The 17,525-nt window shown below is 61.9% G+C and carries 14 protein-coding genes and 2 tRNA genes; 7 read left to right on the forward strand and 9 right to left on the reverse strand.

All coding sequences use genetic code 11. The features are described 5' to 3' along the window. On the forward strand, positions 1–1,449 hold a 1,449-nt coding region (locus FGQ61_RS06385; RefSeq protein ID WP_138374969.1), incomplete at its 5' end, for a sugar nucleotide-binding protein. Between the two features lie 106 nt (positions 1,450–1,555). Here FGQ61_RS06385 and FGQ61_RS06390 read toward each other — a convergent pair. Beyond that, positions 1,556–2,527 carry a glycosyltransferase family 2 protein gene (locus FGQ61_RS06390; RefSeq protein WP_138374970.1) on the reverse strand — a complete coding sequence of 324 codons (972 nt, stop codon included), beginning with the start codon at positions 2,525–2,527 and terminating at the stop codon, positions 1,556–1,558. A gap of 160 nt (positions 2,528–2,687) precedes the next feature. Between FGQ61_RS06390 and FGQ61_RS06395 the strand changes: the two genes are divergently transcribed. The 3 genes from FGQ61_RS06395 to FGQ61_RS06405 all read left to right on the forward strand — a co-directional run bounded on the left by FGQ61_RS06395 (position 2,688) and on the right by FGQ61_RS06405 (position 4,443). Further along, positions 2,688–3,533 carry an ABC transporter permease gene (locus FGQ61_RS06395; RefSeq protein WP_022094778.1) on the forward strand — a complete coding sequence of 282 codons (846 nt, stop codon included), beginning with the start codon at positions 2,688–2,690 and terminating at the stop codon, positions 3,531–3,533. Positions 3,534–3,544: 11 nt separating this feature from the next. Continuing rightward, on the forward strand, positions 3,545–4,312 hold the full coding sequence (locus tag FGQ61_RS06400; RefSeq protein ID WP_006236046.1) for an ABC transporter ATP-binding protein: 768 nt from the start codon (positions 3,545–3,547) through the stop codon (positions 4,310–4,312). 54 nt (positions 4,313–4,366) lie between these two features. Continuing rightward, positions 4,367–4,443: transfer RNA gene (locus tag FGQ61_RS06405), tRNA-Arg, on the forward strand. 103 nt (positions 4,444–4,546) lie between these two features. Here the strand turns inward: FGQ61_RS06405 and aroQ are convergent. The 8 genes from aroQ to aroF form a co-directional block, all read right to left on the reverse strand. Then, on the reverse strand, positions 4,547–4,984 hold the full coding sequence (gene aroQ / locus FGQ61_RS06410; RefSeq protein WP_099431841.1) for a type II 3-dehydroquinate dehydratase: 438 nt from the start codon (positions 4,982–4,984) through the stop codon (positions 4,547–4,549). A 64-nt stretch (positions 4,985–5,048) separates the two neighbouring features. Beyond that, on the reverse strand, positions 5,049–6,299 hold the full coding sequence (locus tag FGQ61_RS06415) for a shikimate kinase (RefSeq protein WP_138374971.1): 1,251 nt from the start codon (positions 6,297–6,299) through the stop codon (positions 5,049–5,051). Continuing rightward, positions 6,300–7,445 (reverse strand): prephenate dehydratase, encoded by a 1,146-nt coding sequence (gene pheA / locus FGQ61_RS06420; protein ID WP_138374972.1) that lies wholly within the window; start codon positions 7,443–7,445, stop codon positions 6,300–6,302. Positions 7,446–7,615: 170 nt separating this feature from the next. Then, positions 7,616–8,713, reverse strand: coding sequence for a chorismate synthase (gene aroC / locus FGQ61_RS06425; RefSeq protein ID WP_138374973.1), 1,098 nt, complete (start codon positions 8,711–8,713; stop codon positions 7,616–7,618). Between the two features lies 1 nt (position 8,714). Beyond that, positions 8,715–10,034, reverse strand: coding sequence for a 3-phosphoshikimate 1-carboxyvinyltransferase (gene aroA / locus FGQ61_RS06430; RefSeq protein ID WP_138374974.1), 1,320 nt, complete (start codon positions 10,032–10,034; stop codon positions 8,715–8,717). After that, the gene (aroB, locus tag FGQ61_RS06435) at positions 10,028–11,134 is read right to left on the reverse strand and encodes a 3-dehydroquinate synthase (protein ID WP_138374975.1); all 1,107 of its coding nucleotides are present in this window, start codon (positions 11,132–11,134) and stop codon (positions 10,028–10,030) included. The genes aroA and aroB overlap by 7 nt, the downstream gene beginning before the upstream one ends. A gap of 36 nt (positions 11,135–11,170) precedes the next feature. After that, on the reverse strand, positions 11,171–12,085 hold the full coding sequence (locus tag FGQ61_RS06440) for a prephenate dehydrogenase (RefSeq protein ID WP_138374976.1): 915 nt from the start codon (positions 12,083–12,085) through the stop codon (positions 11,171–11,173). Between the two features lie 3 nt (positions 12,086–12,088). Continuing rightward, complete coding sequence (gene aroF / locus FGQ61_RS06445; protein ID WP_022094767.1) at positions 12,089–13,111, reverse strand: 3-deoxy-7-phosphoheptulonate synthase; 1,023 nt, start codon at positions 13,109–13,111, stop codon at positions 12,089–12,091. 204 nt (positions 13,112–13,315) lie between these two features. Here aroF and FGQ61_RS06450 point away from each other — a divergent pair. The 3 genes from FGQ61_RS06450 to FGQ61_RS06460 all read left to right on the forward strand — a co-directional run bounded on the left by FGQ61_RS06450 (position 13,316) and on the right by FGQ61_RS06460 (position 17,443). Beyond that, positions 13,316–13,392, forward strand: a tRNA-Arg gene (locus FGQ61_RS06450). A 75-nt stretch (positions 13,393–13,467) separates the two neighbouring features. Further along, positions 13,468–16,191 carry an HAD-IC family P-type ATPase gene (locus tag FGQ61_RS06455; protein WP_138374977.1) on the forward strand — a complete coding sequence of 908 codons (2,724 nt, stop codon included), beginning with the start codon at positions 13,468–13,470 and terminating at the stop codon, positions 16,189–16,191. A gap of 103 nt (positions 16,192–16,294) precedes the next feature. Next, positions 16,295–17,443 carry a zinc ribbon domain-containing protein gene (locus FGQ61_RS06460; RefSeq protein ID WP_171021532.1) on the forward strand — a complete coding sequence of 383 codons (1,149 nt, stop codon included), beginning with the start codon at positions 16,295–16,297 and terminating at the stop codon, positions 17,441–17,443. The last annotated feature ends 82 nt before the right edge of the window (positions 17,444–17,525 follow it).

A 17,525-nucleotide genomic window follows, 5' to 3' on the forward strand; every position in this document is an offset into this window, starting at 1 on the left:
TCAGGGAGGCGGGGCTGTCCCTCCCGGAATCGTCCAAATAGGTGTTGCCAATCCAAGGTCGTCGACCTGGCCGTCCACGGCGACTCGCGCGGCTGGTTCAAGGAGAACTGGCAGCGCGCCAAGATGACCGCCCTGGGCATCCCCGATCTCAGGGTCGTCCAGAACAACATCTCCTATAACGACAGCCGCGGCGTCACCCGCGGCATCCACGCGGAGCCCTGGGACAAGTTCATCTCCGTGGCCCGCGGCTCGGTCTTCGGCGCCTGGGTGGACCTGCGCGAGGGCAGCGAGACCTTCGGCAAGGTCTACACCTGCACGCTCGACCCGTCCAAGGCCATCTACGTCCCGCGCGGCGTGGGCAACTCCTTCCAGGCGCTGGAGGACGGCACCGCCTACACCTACCTGGTGGACGCCCACTGGTCGCTGGAGCTCAAGAGGACCTACACCTTCGTGAACCTCGCCGACCCCGAGCTCGCCATCGAGTGGCCGATCCCTCTCGACGAGGCCACGGTCTCCGAGGCCGACCTCAACCACCCGTACCTTAAGGACGTCGTCCCCATGGCGCCGAAGCGCACCCTCGTCACCGGCTGCAACGGCCAGCTGGGCCGTGCGGTCCGCGCGCTCGCCGAGGAGCGCGGCCTCGCCGGCAGCTTCGACTACTGCGACATCGACACCTTCGACATGTCCGACCCCGACGCCTATTCCAAGTACGACTGGTCGCTCTACGGCACCGTCATCAACTGCGGCGCCTACACGGCGGTCGACAGGGCCGAGACCCCCGAGGGCCGCGTGACCGCCTGGAAGGCCAACGCGACCGGCCCGGCCCTTCTCGCACGCACCTGCTCTGAGCACGGCATCACCCTCGTCCACGTGTCCAGCGACTACGTCTTCGACGGCACCGCCGAGGTGCATACCGAGGACGAGCCCCTCAGCCCGCTGTCCGTCTACGGCCAGACCAAGGCCGCCGGCGACATCGCCGTGGCCGGGTGCCCGCGCCACTACATCATGCGCAGCTCCTGGGTCATCGGCGAGGGGCACAACTTCGTCAGGACCATGAAGGGCCTGTCCGACCGCGTCGCCGACCCCGAGGACGGGCTCACGCAGGTCACGGTCGTGGACGACCAGCTGGGCCGCCTTACCTTCACGCGCGACATGGCCGAGGCCATCTTCCGCGTGCTGGGGACGCACGCCCCCTACGGCACCTACGACTGCACCGGCTCCGGCGCCGTGAGGAGCTGGGCGGATATCGCCCGCGCCGTCTTCGAGGCCGTCAACGGCAACGGCGAGAGGGTCGTGCCGGTCAGCACCGCCGACTACTACGCGAGCGCCGCCGGTCCCGTCGCCTCGCGCCCGGTCCACTCCGCGCTCGACCTTTCCAGGCTCGAGTCGGTCGGGTTCCACATGCCCGACTGGGAGGAAGAGCTGGGGGAGTACCTCAAGACGCTCTAGCCGCCGCTATTGAATTGACGAGAGTAAATAGCCACCGTTTTTTGACGGTGGCTATTCTTGTTGGAGGCTATTTGCGCAGTGGTGCCAATAGTATTTTGCGAAGGATCTACCTCTCGCTTGACTTGGTGGAGGAGCGGCCGGGCTGATCGTTATAGGCGTATTTGCTGTACACGTTGACCTCCCACTGCTTTTTTTCGACCTTTGCCACGGAATCCAGGATGAATCCGGTCGCAAGGCTCAGACCGCACAGGAACATAAACGAGGCGGCGAGTATGGCGGTGGGGAAGCGCGGGACGAGGCCGGTCTGAAAGTACTCGATAAAGACAGGAATGCCCAAAGCCAGGCCGATAATCGCGAATAAAAGCGCAACCAGACTGAAGAACTTCAGCGGGCGGTAGTCCTTGAACAGCGTGCCGATCATCGCAACGACTTTAATGCCGTCGCTCACGGTATTGAGCTTGGACTCGGAACCTTCCGGACGGTCGCGGTACTCAATGGGCACATCTTTGATGCGCCAGCGGTGGTCGACGGCGTGGATCGAGAGCTCAGTTTCGATCTGGAAGCCCTCGGAAAGCACGGGGAAGGTTTTAACGAACGGGCGGCTCATGGCACGGTAGCCGGTCATGACATCATCGAAGCTGTAGCCATAGATCCACTTGATCATCGCGCGGACCAGATTGTTGCCAAAGCCGTGGAAGGCACGCTTGTTCTCCTCGGCATAGGTGCCGTTGGAAAGGCGGTCGCCTACGGTCATATCGGCCGTGCCGTTGAGGATGGGCTCGCAGAGGGCTTTGGCCGCCTCGGCGGGGTAGGTGTCGTCGCCGTCGACCATCAGGTAGCAATCGGCGTCGATATCGCGAAACATCTGGCGGCACACGTTGCCCTTTCCCTGACGGGGCTCAAAGCGGACCGTGGCGCCGTGCTCGGTGGCGATGCGTGAAGTATCGTCTGACGAGTTATTGTCATAGACATAGACCGTCGCCTGCGGAAGCTCGCGGTGAAAGTCGTCGATGACTTTGCCGATCGTGAGCGCTTCGTTGTAGCAAGGGATGATGACGGCGATGGATTCAGAATTCACTTAATGCTCCTTATACATTCAATCCTAGAAAGTATAGCCGTTTGGGCCTGGCATCCTAAGATGTGGGTTAGTTCTCCAGTTTTGTTGCGCGAATCGTTTGCATGGCCGTCGGGTCTATACTGTTCGTTTGTCAACGATTACGAGTAAAGGAGTTGCATCCGTGTCGGATCAGACAAAGCAACAAGAAACTCGCAGTCTGCCTGCGACGTTTGCTAAGAACGAATTTGAGAAGGACGCGTTTATCCTTCGTCAGCTGGTTACCAAGGATTTTAAGATCAAGTATCGCCGTAGCGTTCTGGGCGTCGCATGGTCGGTGCTCAACCCGCTGCTGATGATGATCGTCATGGCCATCGTGTTCTCGACGATTTTTGGCCAGGGCCGCAATGGCTCAATGACGCCCGAGATGTACCCGCTGTACTTGATCGTGGGTAACATCACCTTTGCCGTCATGTCTGAGTCTACTAACCAGGCCCTGACGTCGATCGTGGGCGCTGCCCCTCTGCTCAAGAAGGTTAAGGTGCACCGCTGGGTTTTCCCGGTGCAGAAGGTGCTCTTCTCGCTGGTCAACTTTGCCTTCTCGCTGGTCGCCGTCGCCATCGTCATGCTGTGGTTCCGCGTTATGCCTTCTTGGCACCTGATTCTGTTGCCGGTTTGCCTGCTGCTGCTTATGTGCTTCTGCATGGGCCTGGGCATGATGCTCTCTGCCCTTACGGTCTTCTTCCGCGACGTTATGCATCTGTGGAGCGTCGTCATTACGGCGTGGACTTACATTACGCCCATCTTCTGGACGACTGACTATATTGCGCAAATGCCGCATCTCGTGCGTATCTTGATGTATGCGAACCCCATGTTCAACTACCTGCAGTTTATGCGCGATATCTTCCTGTTCCAGACTACGCCCTCGCTTATGACGTTTGGTATGTGCGTCGCTTGGGCGGTTCTTGCGCTTATTATTGGCTATACCGTGTTCCATAAGTCCGAGCGCAAATTTATCCTCTACATCTAAGGAGTGCTGTGATGACTGAATCTGTTGTTGATTACAGCGAGCAGCCTCTGGCTGTCGAGGTCGACGACGTCACCATGATCTTTAACATGGCGTCCGAGTCGCTGACCAACCTCAAGGAGTACTTCATTAAGCTTGCCAAGCACGAGCTGTTCTTTGAGGAGTTTAGGGCGCTTAAGCACATCTCGTTTGATATTCATCGCGGCGAGGTTGTGGGTCTGGTCGGCACCAATGGCTCCGGCAAGTCTACGATGCTCAAGATTATCGCTGGCGTTCTTGAGCCTAGCGAGGGCAGCGTTAAGGTGCACGGTAACATCGCGCCGCTGATTGAGCTTGGCGCCGGCTTTGACCCCGAGCTGACCGCCCGCGAGAACATCTATCTGAACGGCGCCCTGCTCGGCTATACCAAGGAGTTCATCGACGCCAACTTTGACGGCATTATCGAGTTCGCTGAGCTTCAGAACTTTGTCGATATGCCGCTTAAGAACTTCTCTTCGGGCATGGTGGCGCGTATCGCCTTTGCAATCGCGACGATTACCGAGCCCGATATTCTGATCGTTGACGAGACGCTGTCCGTCGGTGATGTGTTCTTCCAGCAAAAGTGTGAGGCCCGCATCCAGCACTTTATCCAGAGCGGCGACGTGACGGTTCTGTTCGTTTCGCACTCTATGGAGCAGGTTGAGCGCATCTGCCAGCGTGCCGTTTGGATTGAGAAGGGTGACCTTCGCATGGACGGCCCGGTCGATGAGGTCTGCAAGGCGTACCGCGAGCAGTTCAACTAGGTTATAATTACTTGCGCCTGACAGGCTTGTGCTTGCTTGGGCGTGCGGTTATTTGCTCCATTAGCTCAGTTGGATAGAGCAGGGGACTTCTAATCCCAAGGTCGACGGTTCGAATCCGCCATGGAGCACCATCGTTTATTAAGCCCAGACCGCTTGTGGTCTGGGCTTTTTTCATCTTGTGTGTTGCTGGAGCCGAGCGCGAGCAAGCCGCTGCTGTTTGTTGGGGTTGGCATTTTACTTTTCGAGATGCTCTTTCAGCAGCTCCAACGCGTGGGCGTAGCCCTTCAGGCCCTCTCCGGTGATGGTGGCGAAGCAGGCCAGACGGGCGTAGCTCACCTGGCGGAAGTCTTCGCGGGTCTCGACTGCGCTAATGTGGACCTCCACAGCCGGGATGGCGACGGCTTTGAGCGCGTCCAGGATGGCCACGCTTGTGTGCGTGTAGGCGGCCGGGTTGATGACGATGCCGTCGACCTTTCCGTAAGCCTCCTGGATCTTGTCGACGATGCTGCCCTCGTGGTTAGACTGGAAGACCTCGACCTCGTCGAAGCCCTGTGCGGCACCCGCTTCCTGGCAGATCTGCACTAAGCGATCGTAGTTGTCGCTGCCGTAGATGCCTGGCTCGCGAATGCCGAGCATGTTGAGGTTGGGGCCGTTAATGACGAGTGCTTTCATGGTTGCTTCCTTTGCCATTGAAAAACCACCACAAAGGTGCCTGCCCCCTTTGTGGTGGTTTTGGTTAGAGAGCGGGTGGGAGGGTGTCGAGGAGGGCATGGGCGGTGTTGGCGGCGCAGTCGCGTGAGTCGATGATGTAGTCGGCCCAGGCGCGGTAGCGCGGCATACGCTGCTCGGCCAGCTTGTCGATGCCGTCGCGCGCGGTGATGGGGCGGCCCTTGTGGGCGAGCTCGTCGAGCTTGCGGTTGAGCATCACGATTTGGCTGTTTTGGTGCAGCAGAGGGTAGTTCTCGTCGCGCGTAACCACGCCGCCGCCGGTGGAGAGCACCAAGCCGCTGCGCTTGGAGATGTCGGCCAGCGCTGCCGTCTCCTGCTCGCGGAAGGCCGCCTCGCCGCACTTGATGATAAAGTCGGCGCAGGGCATGCCCAGGCGCTCCTCGAGGGCGCGATCGAGATCGATGTGCTCGCGGCCCGTGAGCTGGGCGATCTGCTCGCCCACACGGGTCTTGCCCGAGCCCGGCATGCCGATCAGCGCGATGTTCTGTTCGCGGCGTGACAGGCGCTCCGTTACGTCCAGGATCCTCTCGCGCGGGGTGGCTTTGCCGGTATAGCGCTCGACAGCTTGTGCCGCCTGGGCAACAAGCATAAGCAGGCCGCCGATGCAGGGGATGCCGCGGCGCTCGGCCTCGAGCATCAGGCCCGTGCGGGCGGGGTTGTAGACAATGTCGATGACGCCCTCGAGCGCATCGAGGCCTTCGAGCGTGCAAGGCGCGTCGGGGCAATGGGGGAACATGCCGGCGGGCGTGCAGTTGACGAGTAGGGAGGCGTCGGACTGCTGCGCGATATTGTCGTAGTTGACCTCGCTCGTGCGACCCACGGGTACGACGATGGCGCCCATGTCTCCCAGCACCATACTTGCCGTGGTGCCGGCGCCGCCGGTGGCACCGAGCACGAGGGCCTTCTTGCCGGCAACCTCAACGCCCAACTCCTCGACCAGGCACTGGAAACCGAAGTAGTCAGTATTATCGCCGTGCAGGCGGCCGTCGGGCAGGCGCGTGATGGTGTTGACGTTGCCCATGCGCTCGGCGAGCGGGCTCAGCTCGTCCAGGTATTCCATGACGGCGCGCTTGTAGGGGATGGTCACGTTGGTGCCCTCCCATTCGTCGCCCGTCATAAAAGCCTCAAGATCCTCGGGCTCGCGCTCAAAACGCACGTACTCAAGCCCCGCCAGCTCCTTGTAGATGGTCGGGGTGTAGCTGTGGCCCAGCACGCGGCCCAGCACGCCGTAGGGGCGGGTTGCGGCGGTATCGGTCATCTAGAGCACCTCCGTGTAGCTGCCAAAGTAGGTGAAGCTCTCGCATACGTCGTCGATCGAATCGAGCAGGTCGTCGAGGGCCTTGCTGCCAAAGGGACAGTCCAGGTCAAAGTAGAACATAAACTCAAAGTCGCGACCGGGGATGGGGCGGCTCTCGAGCTTGATGAGGTTGATGTTGAGTGCGTAGAAGCGCTCGAGCACGCGATAGAGGGCGCCCGGCTCGTTGGCCGTGGTGATCATGAGCGAGGTACGGTTGGCACCGGGATAGACGCGTGGCTCGCGGCTGATGACGACAAAGCGCGTGTAGTTGTTGTCCGAGTCCTGGATGTTGGACTCCAGCACCTCCAGGCCATAGAGTGCCGCGCAGCTGCGCGATGCGATGGCGGCAACATCGGTGCGGTCGGAATTGGCGACCATCTCGGCCGACATGGCGGTGTTGGGGTACTTGGTGGCGTGCAGGTCGTGGGACTCGATAAAGCCCGCACACTGGGCAATGGCTTGGCCGTGGCTGTAAACCTCGCGCACGTCGGCGAGCTTGGTGCCGGGCTTGACGAGCAGATTGTGGTCGATCTTGAGGCGCAGCGAGCGCACGATGTGGAAATCGAACTGGGCGAGCAGGTCGTAGACGGCGTTGACCGATCCGGCAGTTGAGTTTTCGATGGGCAACACGCCAAACTCGCAGAAGCCGTCGCGCACAGCGCGCATAACGCCTTCGAAGGTCTCGAAAAACGCGATGTCGGGCACGTCGAAGAGCTTGCACGCGGCTATCTGGCTATAGGCACCTTCTACGCCCTGGCAGGCAACGGTGGCCGTTTGAGGGAAGGGCGTGTCGGAGGCTGCAGCCGTGGCGTGGGCCTTTTGCGAGACGGTGATGCCCTTGAGCTCGTTGATGTAGCGCTGCTGCTCGGCTTTGCTCATGCTCATGAGGAGACGGAACAGGGTGATGGTCTGCGCCTCGTAGCGCTCGGGCGCGCGGCTGGCGAGGTTGTTGAGTTTTGAGCGCTCGCGGGCGGGGTCAAAGACGGCCTTGCCCATCTCGATCTTTGATTTGGCGACCTCGGTGGCAATGTCCATACGCTCGACAAAGCTGTTGAGGAGCGTGGTGTCGATGCCATCGATGGCCTGGCGGATGTCAGCAAGGTCCATAGGGACCCCTTTCGTGAATCGTTGTGCGGGGGTAGTTAATTTGGGACGGGGCTATTTTAGCTACCCTTTGACTGTCGGCGAATCGATGGGTGCCAGGGCAAATATGAACCGGTATATGGGGGTAGCTAAAATAGCCCCGTCCCAAATTAACTACCCTTGGGGTGGGTGGACTAAAGCTGGGCGGCGTCCTCGAGGAGGGCGTCCCAAATCGCGAGGGCAGCTGCTGCTTCGGCAACGGGGACGGCTCGGGGGACGATGCAGGGATCGTGACGACCGTGGACCGAGAGTTGGGCGTTTTCCATGGTGTCCATGTCTACGGTCTGCTGCTCGCGGCCAATTGAGGGCGTCGGCTTTACGGCCATACGCCACATGACGGGCGCGCCGGTGGAGATGCCGCCCAGGATGCCGCCGGCGTTGTTGGACTCGACCGCAATCTCGCCGGTCTCGGCATCAACGCGATACGGGTCGTTGTTCTCGCTGCCGCGCATGGCGGCCACGGCAAAGCCCATGCCAAACTCCACGCCCTTTACGGCGGGAATGCCAAACGCGATCTGCGCGATGCGGTTCTCGATGCCGTCGAACATGGGGTCACCAATGCCCGCGGGAAGCCCATAGATGCCGCACTCCACGATGCCGCCGATGCTGTCGAGTTCATCGCGCGCGGCCAGAATTTCCTCGCGCATGCGACCGGCAGCGGCGGCGTCGATGCAGGGCAGATCGTTCGTAAGGATCGCCTTGCGGTCGGCCGCGCGATAGACCATGTCGTCCATGGGCAGGTCGGAGATGCCGCCGATCTGCGCGACGTGCGCCATGACCTTGATGCCACGGGCCTCGAGCGCCTGCAGCGCGATGCCGCCGGCGATGCATAGGGGAGCCGTTAGGCGGCCGGAGAAGTGCCCACCGCCCGCGACGTCGTGCATGTTGTGGTACTTCAAGCGCGCAGGGAAGTCCGCATGTCCCGGACGGGGCTTGCGGCGCAGCTCGGAGTAATCCTTGGAGCGCGTGTTGGTGTTCTCGATAATCGCGGCGAGGGGTGCGCCGGTGGTATGTCCATCAACCACACCGGCGATGATATGCGCGGCGTCGGCCTCGCGACGTTTGGTCGCGGTCTCGTCGCGACCGGGGGCGCGACGGTCAAGGAAGGCCTGCAGCTGCTCCTGGTCCACGGCGATACCTGCCGGAATGCCATCGAGCGAGCAGCCGATAGCGGGGGAGTGCGACTGGCCGAAGATGCTTAAGTGCAAGACGTTGCCAAAGGTCGAGGACATGCTATTCCTCCTCGAGCGTGACCTTGCCGCCCAGTAGGCGGTAGTGGTCGAAGAAATCGGGATAGGATTTGTTGACGGCCTCGGCGCCGTGGATCACGACCTCGCCGGTGGCGCGGCTCGCGGCGATGGCGGCCATCATGGCGATGCGGTGGTCGTTGTGCGAATCGACCTCGCCGCCGGTGAAGGCATCGACACCCTTGATGATGAGGTCATCGCCGGCAATGCGCACCTGCGCGCCCAGCGCGGTGAGCTCGCGGGTGGTGGTGACCAGGCGGTCGGATTCCTTGATACGCAGACGGGCGCAATCGCGGATAAAGGTGCGGCCCTGTGCCAGCGATGCCACGGCCGAGATGACGGGCACCAGGTCCGGAATGTCGTGGGCGCTCATCTCAAAGCCGGCGAGCTTGTCGGACTGCACGGTGGCGGCGTTGGTGGAGCGAACGATGCGGGCACCAAAGCGCGAAAGCGCGGCGAGCACGTTGCGGTCGCCCTGTGCGGAGCTCAGCGACACGCCCTCGACGGTGATGGGGTCGGTGCCGATGGCGCCGGCGCACAGCCAAAAGGCGGCGTTGGACCAGTCTCCCTCGACGGCTACGCTGCCGGGCGTGCGGTACGATCCGCTGTTTACGCGGAAGTTCGTGACCTCGGGCTGGCCGTCCTTGGCCGGAATACGTTCGACGTTGACCTCGACGCCGAAGGCCTTCATGGCCTGGATCGTCAGGTTGATGTAGGGGCGGCTCTCAATGAGGCCGGTCACTTGCACACAGGAGGGCTGGGCCAGTAGCGGGGCCGCCAGCAGCAGGCCGGAGATATACTGCGAGCTCACGTTGCCCGGAAGCACAAAGGTGCCCGGGCGCATGCGGCCGCTCGTCTTGAGCGGAAAACCGCCCAGACCCTGTAGGTCGCAGCCGGCGGCGATAATCTCGTCCGAGAGCGGGGACAGCGGGCGGGCGCCTAAGCGTCCCTGACCCACAAAAGTTGCTTCTGCGCCCAGCGCGCAGGCGACGGGCAACATAAAGCGCAGCGTGGAGCCACTCTCGCCGCAGTCGAGCGTGCCGCCGGCTAGGGCCTTGAGCAGGCCAAATTCAATGCTCTTCATGGTGGGGTGGACCTGGAAGCCGTCCTCGACGGTCTCGATGCGAGCACCCAGGGCCGTAAGGCAACGCACCGTAGCCTCGATGTCGGCGCAGGTGGTGTTACAGGCGACGTGTGTCTCGCCGTTGGCAAGCGCAGCGCAGATGATGAGACGGTGCGCCATCGACTTGGACGCGATGGCGGGAACGGTGCCCTTAAGCGGGGACGGGGTGATGCGGGCTAGCATGCGGATGCGTCTCCCTTCTGGCCGAGGCCCTCGGCAATGAGTTCGTGGAAAGTGGAAAGCGGCGTGCGGTCGATGCTGCAGCGGCCAATGCCGTGCGGAATCACCAGGTCGATGGTGTCGCCCGCGCGCTTCTTGTCGTGGAGCGCCTCGGCAAAGACGGCATCGGCATCTAGGTCGCAGCGGGTCTTGAGGCCATGGCGGGCGCAGAGCTCCTCAATACGACCGGGCAGTGCAGCATCGCAAATGCCGTGCAGGGCCGCGGCGCGCGTGATGATGCCCATGCCGATCGACACGCAGTTGCCGTGTCCGAGCTCAAAGTGCTCGCAGGCCTCGACGGCGTGTCCGGCGCTGTGTCCAAAGTTGAGCAGCTTGCGCTGGTTGGTTTCGTGCTCGTCGGCGACGACCACGGCGCGCTTGATGTCGATGTTGCGGGCGATGATGAGTGCTACGCGGGCCACATCGCGGTTGAGCAGCTCCAGCGTGAGCGGGGTCTTTTCCAGCTCGGCGAAAAGCTCCGGGTCGGCGATCACGGCGTGCTTGACGACCTCGCCGCAGCCGTCGGCGAACTGCTCGGGCGTGAGGGTGGCCAGGCACCCCACGTCGGCGATAACCACATTCGGCTGCCAAAAGACGCCGGCCAGGTTCTTGCCGGCAGCAAGGTCGATGGCGGTCTTGCCGCCCACCGACGAATCCACCATGGCGAGCAGGCTCGTCGGGATCTGCACAAACTTGCAGCCGCGCATGTAGGTGGCGGCCACAAAGCCCGCCACGTCGCCCACGACGCCGCCACCGAGTGCCACGATCACGTCGGAGCGCGAAAGCTCGTGCTCGGCCACAAACTCCAAAATGGCAACATAGGTTTCGGCGCGCTTATGGGCCTCACCGGCCTCGAAGGTGCAGATGCTCACCTCGTAGCCAGACGCCTCCAGACTTTGCTTAACGGGCATCTGGTAGAGCGGGCCCACGTTGGTGTCCGTCACGATGACGGCCTTGGTGCCGCCTGCAGTGGCGCGCACGAGCGGTCCCGCCTGCTCCAGCAAAAACGTGCCTACATGCACCTGGTAGGGGCGTGCGGTGTCGATATCGATGGTAATCGCCATAAGCTTCGGTCCTTTCGACCTGGCGTGATAGGTGGTCTAGTGGGAGGCCTCGTCGTCGAGTGCGCGCTTAATGCGGTCGCCCTCGGCAAGGAGATTCTCCAGATAGCGCTGGTCGCGGTCCTTAAGGGCGCGGCTGTAGGCGCCGAGCGAGTCGATTAGATGGTCGATTTCGAAGGCGAGCGCGTCGGCGTCGTCGATCATGAGCTCGGACCACATTTGCGGGTTGAGGTGCGCCACGCGGGTGAGATCGCGGTAGCTACCGGCCGAAAAGCCGTGGTGGACCTGGGCGGTCGGGCTCTTTACGTAGGCGTTTGACACCACGTGCGCTAGCTGGCTCGTGAAAGCGATGACGCGGTCGTGCTCGGCGGCGCTGGTCACGCTGAACTTGCCAAAGCCCAAGGGGCGCACCATCTCGCGCACCTGGCCCAAAAGCTCCAGCTTGAGCGCATCGTCCACCGCGGGCGGCACGAGCACCAGGGGGGCGCCCTGGAACAGGTCGGCGCGGGAGTGCGCATAGCCCGAGTACTGCGTGCCCGCCATGGGGTGCGCACCCACAAAGTAAAAGCCGTGCTCGCGGGCAAGCTCAAAGGCGCGCTCGCACACGATGCCCTTGACACCCACCGTGTCGATCACCACGGGACCCATGATGGCGTCGGTGTCGGTGGCGTCGGCGAGCGCCTGGGCGTGCGCCTCGAGCCACTCGATGCATGCCTCGGGATAGCAGGCAAGGACGATGATGTCGCATTCGCCGAGTGTCTTGTCGTTGAGCTCTCCGGCGACAGTGCCCATGCTGGCGGCCGTCATGACATCGTCATCGGGGTCCCAGGCCAGCACGCGAACGCCCGTCTGTGCATAGCCGCGGGCAAAGCTACCGCCGATGAGGCCCAGGCCGACGATACCGGCGCACTTGGGGCCGCCCTGGTTAACACGCGCGTTTCTCACCGTACCCATGAGCTACTCCATGGTCTCTTGGCAGACGACCTCGCGGATGGCTCGGATGCGGCGCATGGTGTCGTCGAACTGATCGGGGGTGAGGGCCTGGGCGCCGTCGGACCAGGCTCGGCTCGGCTCGTCGTGGACCTCGATCTCCAGGCCGTTGGCACCGCAGGCGGTCGCGGCGAGCGCCATGGGCTCAACGTAGCGGGTGTAGCCGGTGGCGTGGCTGGGGTCGGCGACGACGGGCAGGTGCGACAGGTGGTGCAGCACCGGCACGGCGTTGAGGTCGAAGGTATTGCGGGTGCGGGTCTCGAAGGTGCGGATGCCGCGCTCGCACAGGATAACGTTGTCGTTGCCCTCGCTCATGATGTACTCGGCTGCCATAAGCAGCTCGTCGATCGTGCCGGACATACCGCGCTTGAGCAGAATCGGGGTCTGGGTCTTGCCGACCTCCTTGAGCAGGGGGAAGTTCTGGGCGTTGCGGGCGCCGATCTGCATGACGTCAATCTTCTTGTCCAAGAAGACCTGCACGTCGCGTGGATCCATGATCTCGGTGACGATCGGCATGTCGAGCTCGGCAGACGCCTCGCACAGCAGGTCGAGGCCGGCGGGGCCCATGCCCTGGTAGGCGTAGGGGGAGGTGCGGGGCTTGTAGGCACCGCCGCGCAGCATCGTGGCACCGGCGGCCTTCACGCGGCGGGCGATGCGGATGAGGTTCTCGCCCTCGACGGAGCACGGGCCGGCGATGACCTGGAACTGGTCGCCGCCGATCTTGACGCCGTGGCCGCAGTCGATGACGGAGTCCTCGGGGTGGAATTTACGGTTGGCGCGCTTGAACGGCTCGGAGACGCGCTGCACGCGCTCGACGACATCCATGGACTCGAGCAGGAACGGGTCGATCTTGGTCGTATCGCCCACCAGGCCGATGATCGTCTCGTTCTCGCCGCGCGAGACATCGGTCTTCAGACCCTTTTTCTCAATCCAGCTGACGATATGGCTTACGGCCTCGTCGCTGGCGCTCTGCTTTAAAATTGCAATCATGGTGTGCCTCTCACCTCGATGGATAACTTTTGCAAAAACGGCCCGCATCGCGAGCCGTGTATATATGGTGCATGAGAGTTTATACTATCTGACTCGCTTTTGCCTTCTAAAGTGGGCCGTTGCGGCTCGTCTTCCTCGGAATTGCAAAGCTTTTTCTTTTATTTTGATAGCCCGTGGTGCACTTGGGTATAATGTCAACCGTTGGCCCTATTAGCTCAGGGGATTAGAGCGTCTGCCTCCGGAGCAGAAGGCCGTTGGTTCGAATCCAACATGGGGCACCATCGAACGTAAGACCGTCCGAACCTCGCATGGTCCGGGCGGTTTTCTTATACCGACGCGACGTGATGGGACGTGGTATGGCAGCAACGGATATCGAGCGCGGACTCTCAACCGCCGAGGTCGAGGAGCGTATCGCCGCCGGTAAAAACAACCGCAACATGGAACTCAAGACCAAGTCGGTCAAAGAGCTCATCATCGAGAACCTCTGCACGCTGTTCAATTTGATCAACGTGATCTTGGCTTTCCTGGTCATTTTGACCGGTTCGTTTAAGAATCTGACGTTCCTGTTCGTGGTGTTCTTGAACACCGCTATTGGCGTCATTCAGTCCATGCGTTCCAAGAAGATGGTCGATAAGCTCACGCTGCTGACCTCCAAGAAGGCCATCGCGGTGCGCGATGGCGCCGAGGTGGAGCTCGACCTGGACCAGATCGTGCTCGACGACATCATCCGCCTGGGGCGCGGCGACCAGATTCCCGCTGACGCCGTGGTGGTTTCGGGCGAGGCGCTCGTGAACGAGAGCCTGCTGACGGGCGAGAGCGACCTTATTAAGAAACAGCCCGGTTCCGAGCTCATGAGCGGCAGCTTTATCGACTCGGGCCTGCTGCGCGCCCGCGTGATCCATGTCGGCGCCGACAACTACGTGGCCAAAATTAATAACGAGGCCAAGTACGTCAAAAAGGTCAATTCCGAGATCATGAACGCGCTTAACGCCATCGTGCGCTTTGCGAGCATCATCATGATTCCGCTTGGCCTGGCTCTGTTCGCCTCGAGTGTAAGTGGGCTGTGGGATGCCGCGGGAACCCCGGGCGATAGCGCGCTTTCGTGGTGCTTCTCCGAGCTGTTGGCTGGTCATGTGCCTTCGTCGGCGCTGCTGTCCACGGTGGGCGCCCTGCTGGGCATGATCCCGCAGGGCCTGGTGCTGCTGACCTCGTCGGTGCTCGCCATCGCCACGGTGCGCCTGGCCCGCCGCAAGGTGCTGGCGCAGCAGCTCTACTGCATCGAGACGCTCGCGCGCGTCGACGTGCTGTGCCTGGACAAGACGGGCACCATCACGTCGGGTCGTATGGAGGTCGAGGGCACCTACCCGCTGCCTGTTGAGGGTGTTGGCTTTGGCGTGGACTCGGAGGAGGCGGCTGTTCCCGTCGATACCACAGTGCTCGATTTTGCGCTGGCTAACGTCGCGCGTGCGACTTCGGCCGATGCCAACGAGACCTGCCAGGCGCTGCTCAACTATTACGCCGATCGCCCGGTCGAGGTGTCTGAGCCGCTGTCGGTCATTCCGTTCTCGTCGTCTAAAAAATGGAGTGGCGCTTCTTTTGCGCAGGGCTCCTATGTGATGGGTGCCGCGCAGTTTGTGCTCTCTGATCGTGTGTTTTCGCAGGTCGAGAACCGTGTCGCCGAGCTTGCCGATACCTGCCGCGTGCTCGTGGTGGCGCGCGTGGACGGCTTTACGCCCGATGGGGATATGGTGGGCGAGGCCGAGCCCGTGGGCTTTGTGACCATCCGCGACGAGATTCGTACCTCGGCGGCCGAGACCATCGGCTACTTTAACGAGCAGGGCGTGACCCTCAACGTGATCAGTGGCGACGACCCGCGTACGGTGTCGTCGATCGCGCGCGTGGTGGGCGTGCCGGGGGCGGACGCTTATGTGGACGCCACGACGCTCGATACACCGGCCAAGCTTGATGCCGCAGTGGACCGCTACCATGTCTTTGGTCGTGTGACCCCGCAGCAGAAGCGCGAGCTCGTGCAGGCGCTCAAGCGCCGCGAGCACACCGTGGCCATGACGGGCGACGGCGTCAACGACGTGCTGGCGCTCAAGGAGGCCGACTGCTCCGTGGCCATGGCGGCCGGCTCCGATGCCGCGCGTAACGTGGCCGAGATCGTACTCGTCGACAACGACTTTGCCTCGATGCCCGCCGTGGTGGCCGAGGGCCGTCGCTCCATCAACAACCTGCAGCGTTCGGCCTCACTGTTCCTGACCAAGACGCTGTTCTCGATGGGCCTGGCGGCGCTGTGTATCGCGCTGCCGCCGTACCCCTTCGAGCCCATCCAGATGACGCTCATTAACTTCTTCTGCATCGGCGCGCCGGGCTTTGTGTTGGGCCTGGAGCCCAACAATGCTCGTGTGAAGGGTGCGTTTTTGAGCAACGTACTCAAGCGTGCACTGCCGGCGTCGATTGCGGTCATTTTGGCTGCGGCGCTCGATATCTTTGTGGCGCGCGTGTTTGGCTTTAGCCAGCTCGCGCTGTCTACGATGTGCCTGCTTACGTCGTGCGCGGCGAGCGTCAGCCTAATCTGGCGCATCTCGCAGCCTCTCACGCCCTTACGTGTGGTGCTCTTTGTGTTTGTAGTCGCCGGCATCCTGGTGGGCGTTATCGGATTCCCGGAGCTGCTGTCTATTGCCAACCTGTCGATGGGCCAGATGGTTATCTTGGCTGTTATCGTGGTCTTTACCTGCTCGGTGTTCTTTAAGCTCGCCACGATGATGGATTCGCTCAAGCCGCGTCGTCGTCATGCCGCAACTGGTTTTGGCCGCGGTGTGCGCGTCCGCCTGGGTCGCGGTGGCGGCAAGGTGAGCTCGACGGGCTCGACGGCCGAACGTTTTGCCAAGCGCGTCGCCGCCGACATGGCGCAGCGCCGCGAAGATCGCACCGCTCGCGAGGCCGAGGCCCGCGCACTCGAGGGCGTGGCCCAGGCCCAGCCCAAGAAAAAGAAGAGTACCGGAGCTAAGCGCTCTCGTGTGACCAAGTCCGCCCAAGGCATCAAAGTCTCGATGCCAAGCAAAAAGAAGAAGTAGCTACGCGCCCTGGCGATGTTGAATTGGTGCCTTGTTCCTGTGGGGCCGTGGCGATGTTATGCTCTAACCTCGATTGTTTGAATTGCTTCGAAAAGAGGATGCCGTGATCTGCCCGCATTGCCTTAAGACTATCGAGGACGGCGCCTCGTTCTGCCCCTACTGCAACGCCTATGTGGGTCCGGGCGATGGTCCCGAGCACACCGAGTTCGTGTTCTGTGAGGGCTGCGGTGCCCGTCTTTCTCCGCATGATCGCACGTGCCCAAAATGCGGACGCCCTGCTCCGGGTATCCTCTCCGAGGACGCGGCCGCATCCGACCTGGCAGCGGGCCGCACGGCGGGCTTTCCGCGCCTAACGCAAGAGCAGATCGATACCGAGGTGCCTCATGCGCCCGCCTCGGCTGCCGCGGTTCTTTCGGACGCCGCCGATCCTAACGAGACCTGCGTGCTGCCGGCTTTCGATAAGGATTTCGGTATCCCCAAGGTCGATATTCCCACGCCCGTTTCCCTGCATGACGATGCTCAAAAACCCAAGCGCAAGGTGCATCCCGACGAGGACGCCTATCACAAGCACAAGCGTCATATCCCCAAGCCGCTCATCGTCATCGCGGTCCTTGCCGTCGTTTGCGGCGGTGCCTATTGGTTCGTGACGGCCGATCCCATGGGTGTCATGCCTGCCTTCTACGACCAGTTTGGCCAGGCTGCGCAGACGACCTTCCCCACGCGCCAAAAGGGCGAGGCGACTGAGGACGATACCAAGCAGGACGATTCTGCCGAGGTGGTCCAGGAAGAAACCGTGCTCACCGATGATCAGCTCTATACCAGACTCGACGGTCTGTATCAGACCATCGTGTCCTACGGTGATGAGGACCAGATCGGCGAGGTCATCGATTCCTTTAACAACGGCTATCTCCGAACGCCGCTGTCCACCCGCCAGGAGCTGTCGCAGAGTGCCTACGCCCTGCGCGACCAGATCAAAAAGACGCAAGATGAGCTTAACAACCTTAAGTATCAGGACGATACGGTCTATGCGGACGACATCGCCCACTTAAAGCAGCTTGCCGAGTGGATGTACGAGCGTGTCGACGTGATCTGCCAGAGCTGGGATATCTCGCTGGCCATTCCCGATGGCGAGTCGATGAGTTCCCACCAAAGCGAGATCCTGGCGCCCATCGCACAGGGCGGCAACAGCGCGCTGAACCAGTACGACGCCAATGTGGGCTCCTGGAAGCCGCAGCAGCGTTCCCAAAATTAGTTCGCCATAGTCGGCATAACCTACGTGCGCAATTGATGTAAGCGCATGCTTATTGCTACAATTCGTACAAATATGCTTTAAA

Source organism: Collinsella aerofaciens (assembly GCF_005844325.1).
GTDB classification, from domain to species: Bacteria; Actinomycetota; Coriobacteriia; order Coriobacteriales; family Coriobacteriaceae; genus Collinsella; species Collinsella aerofaciens_G.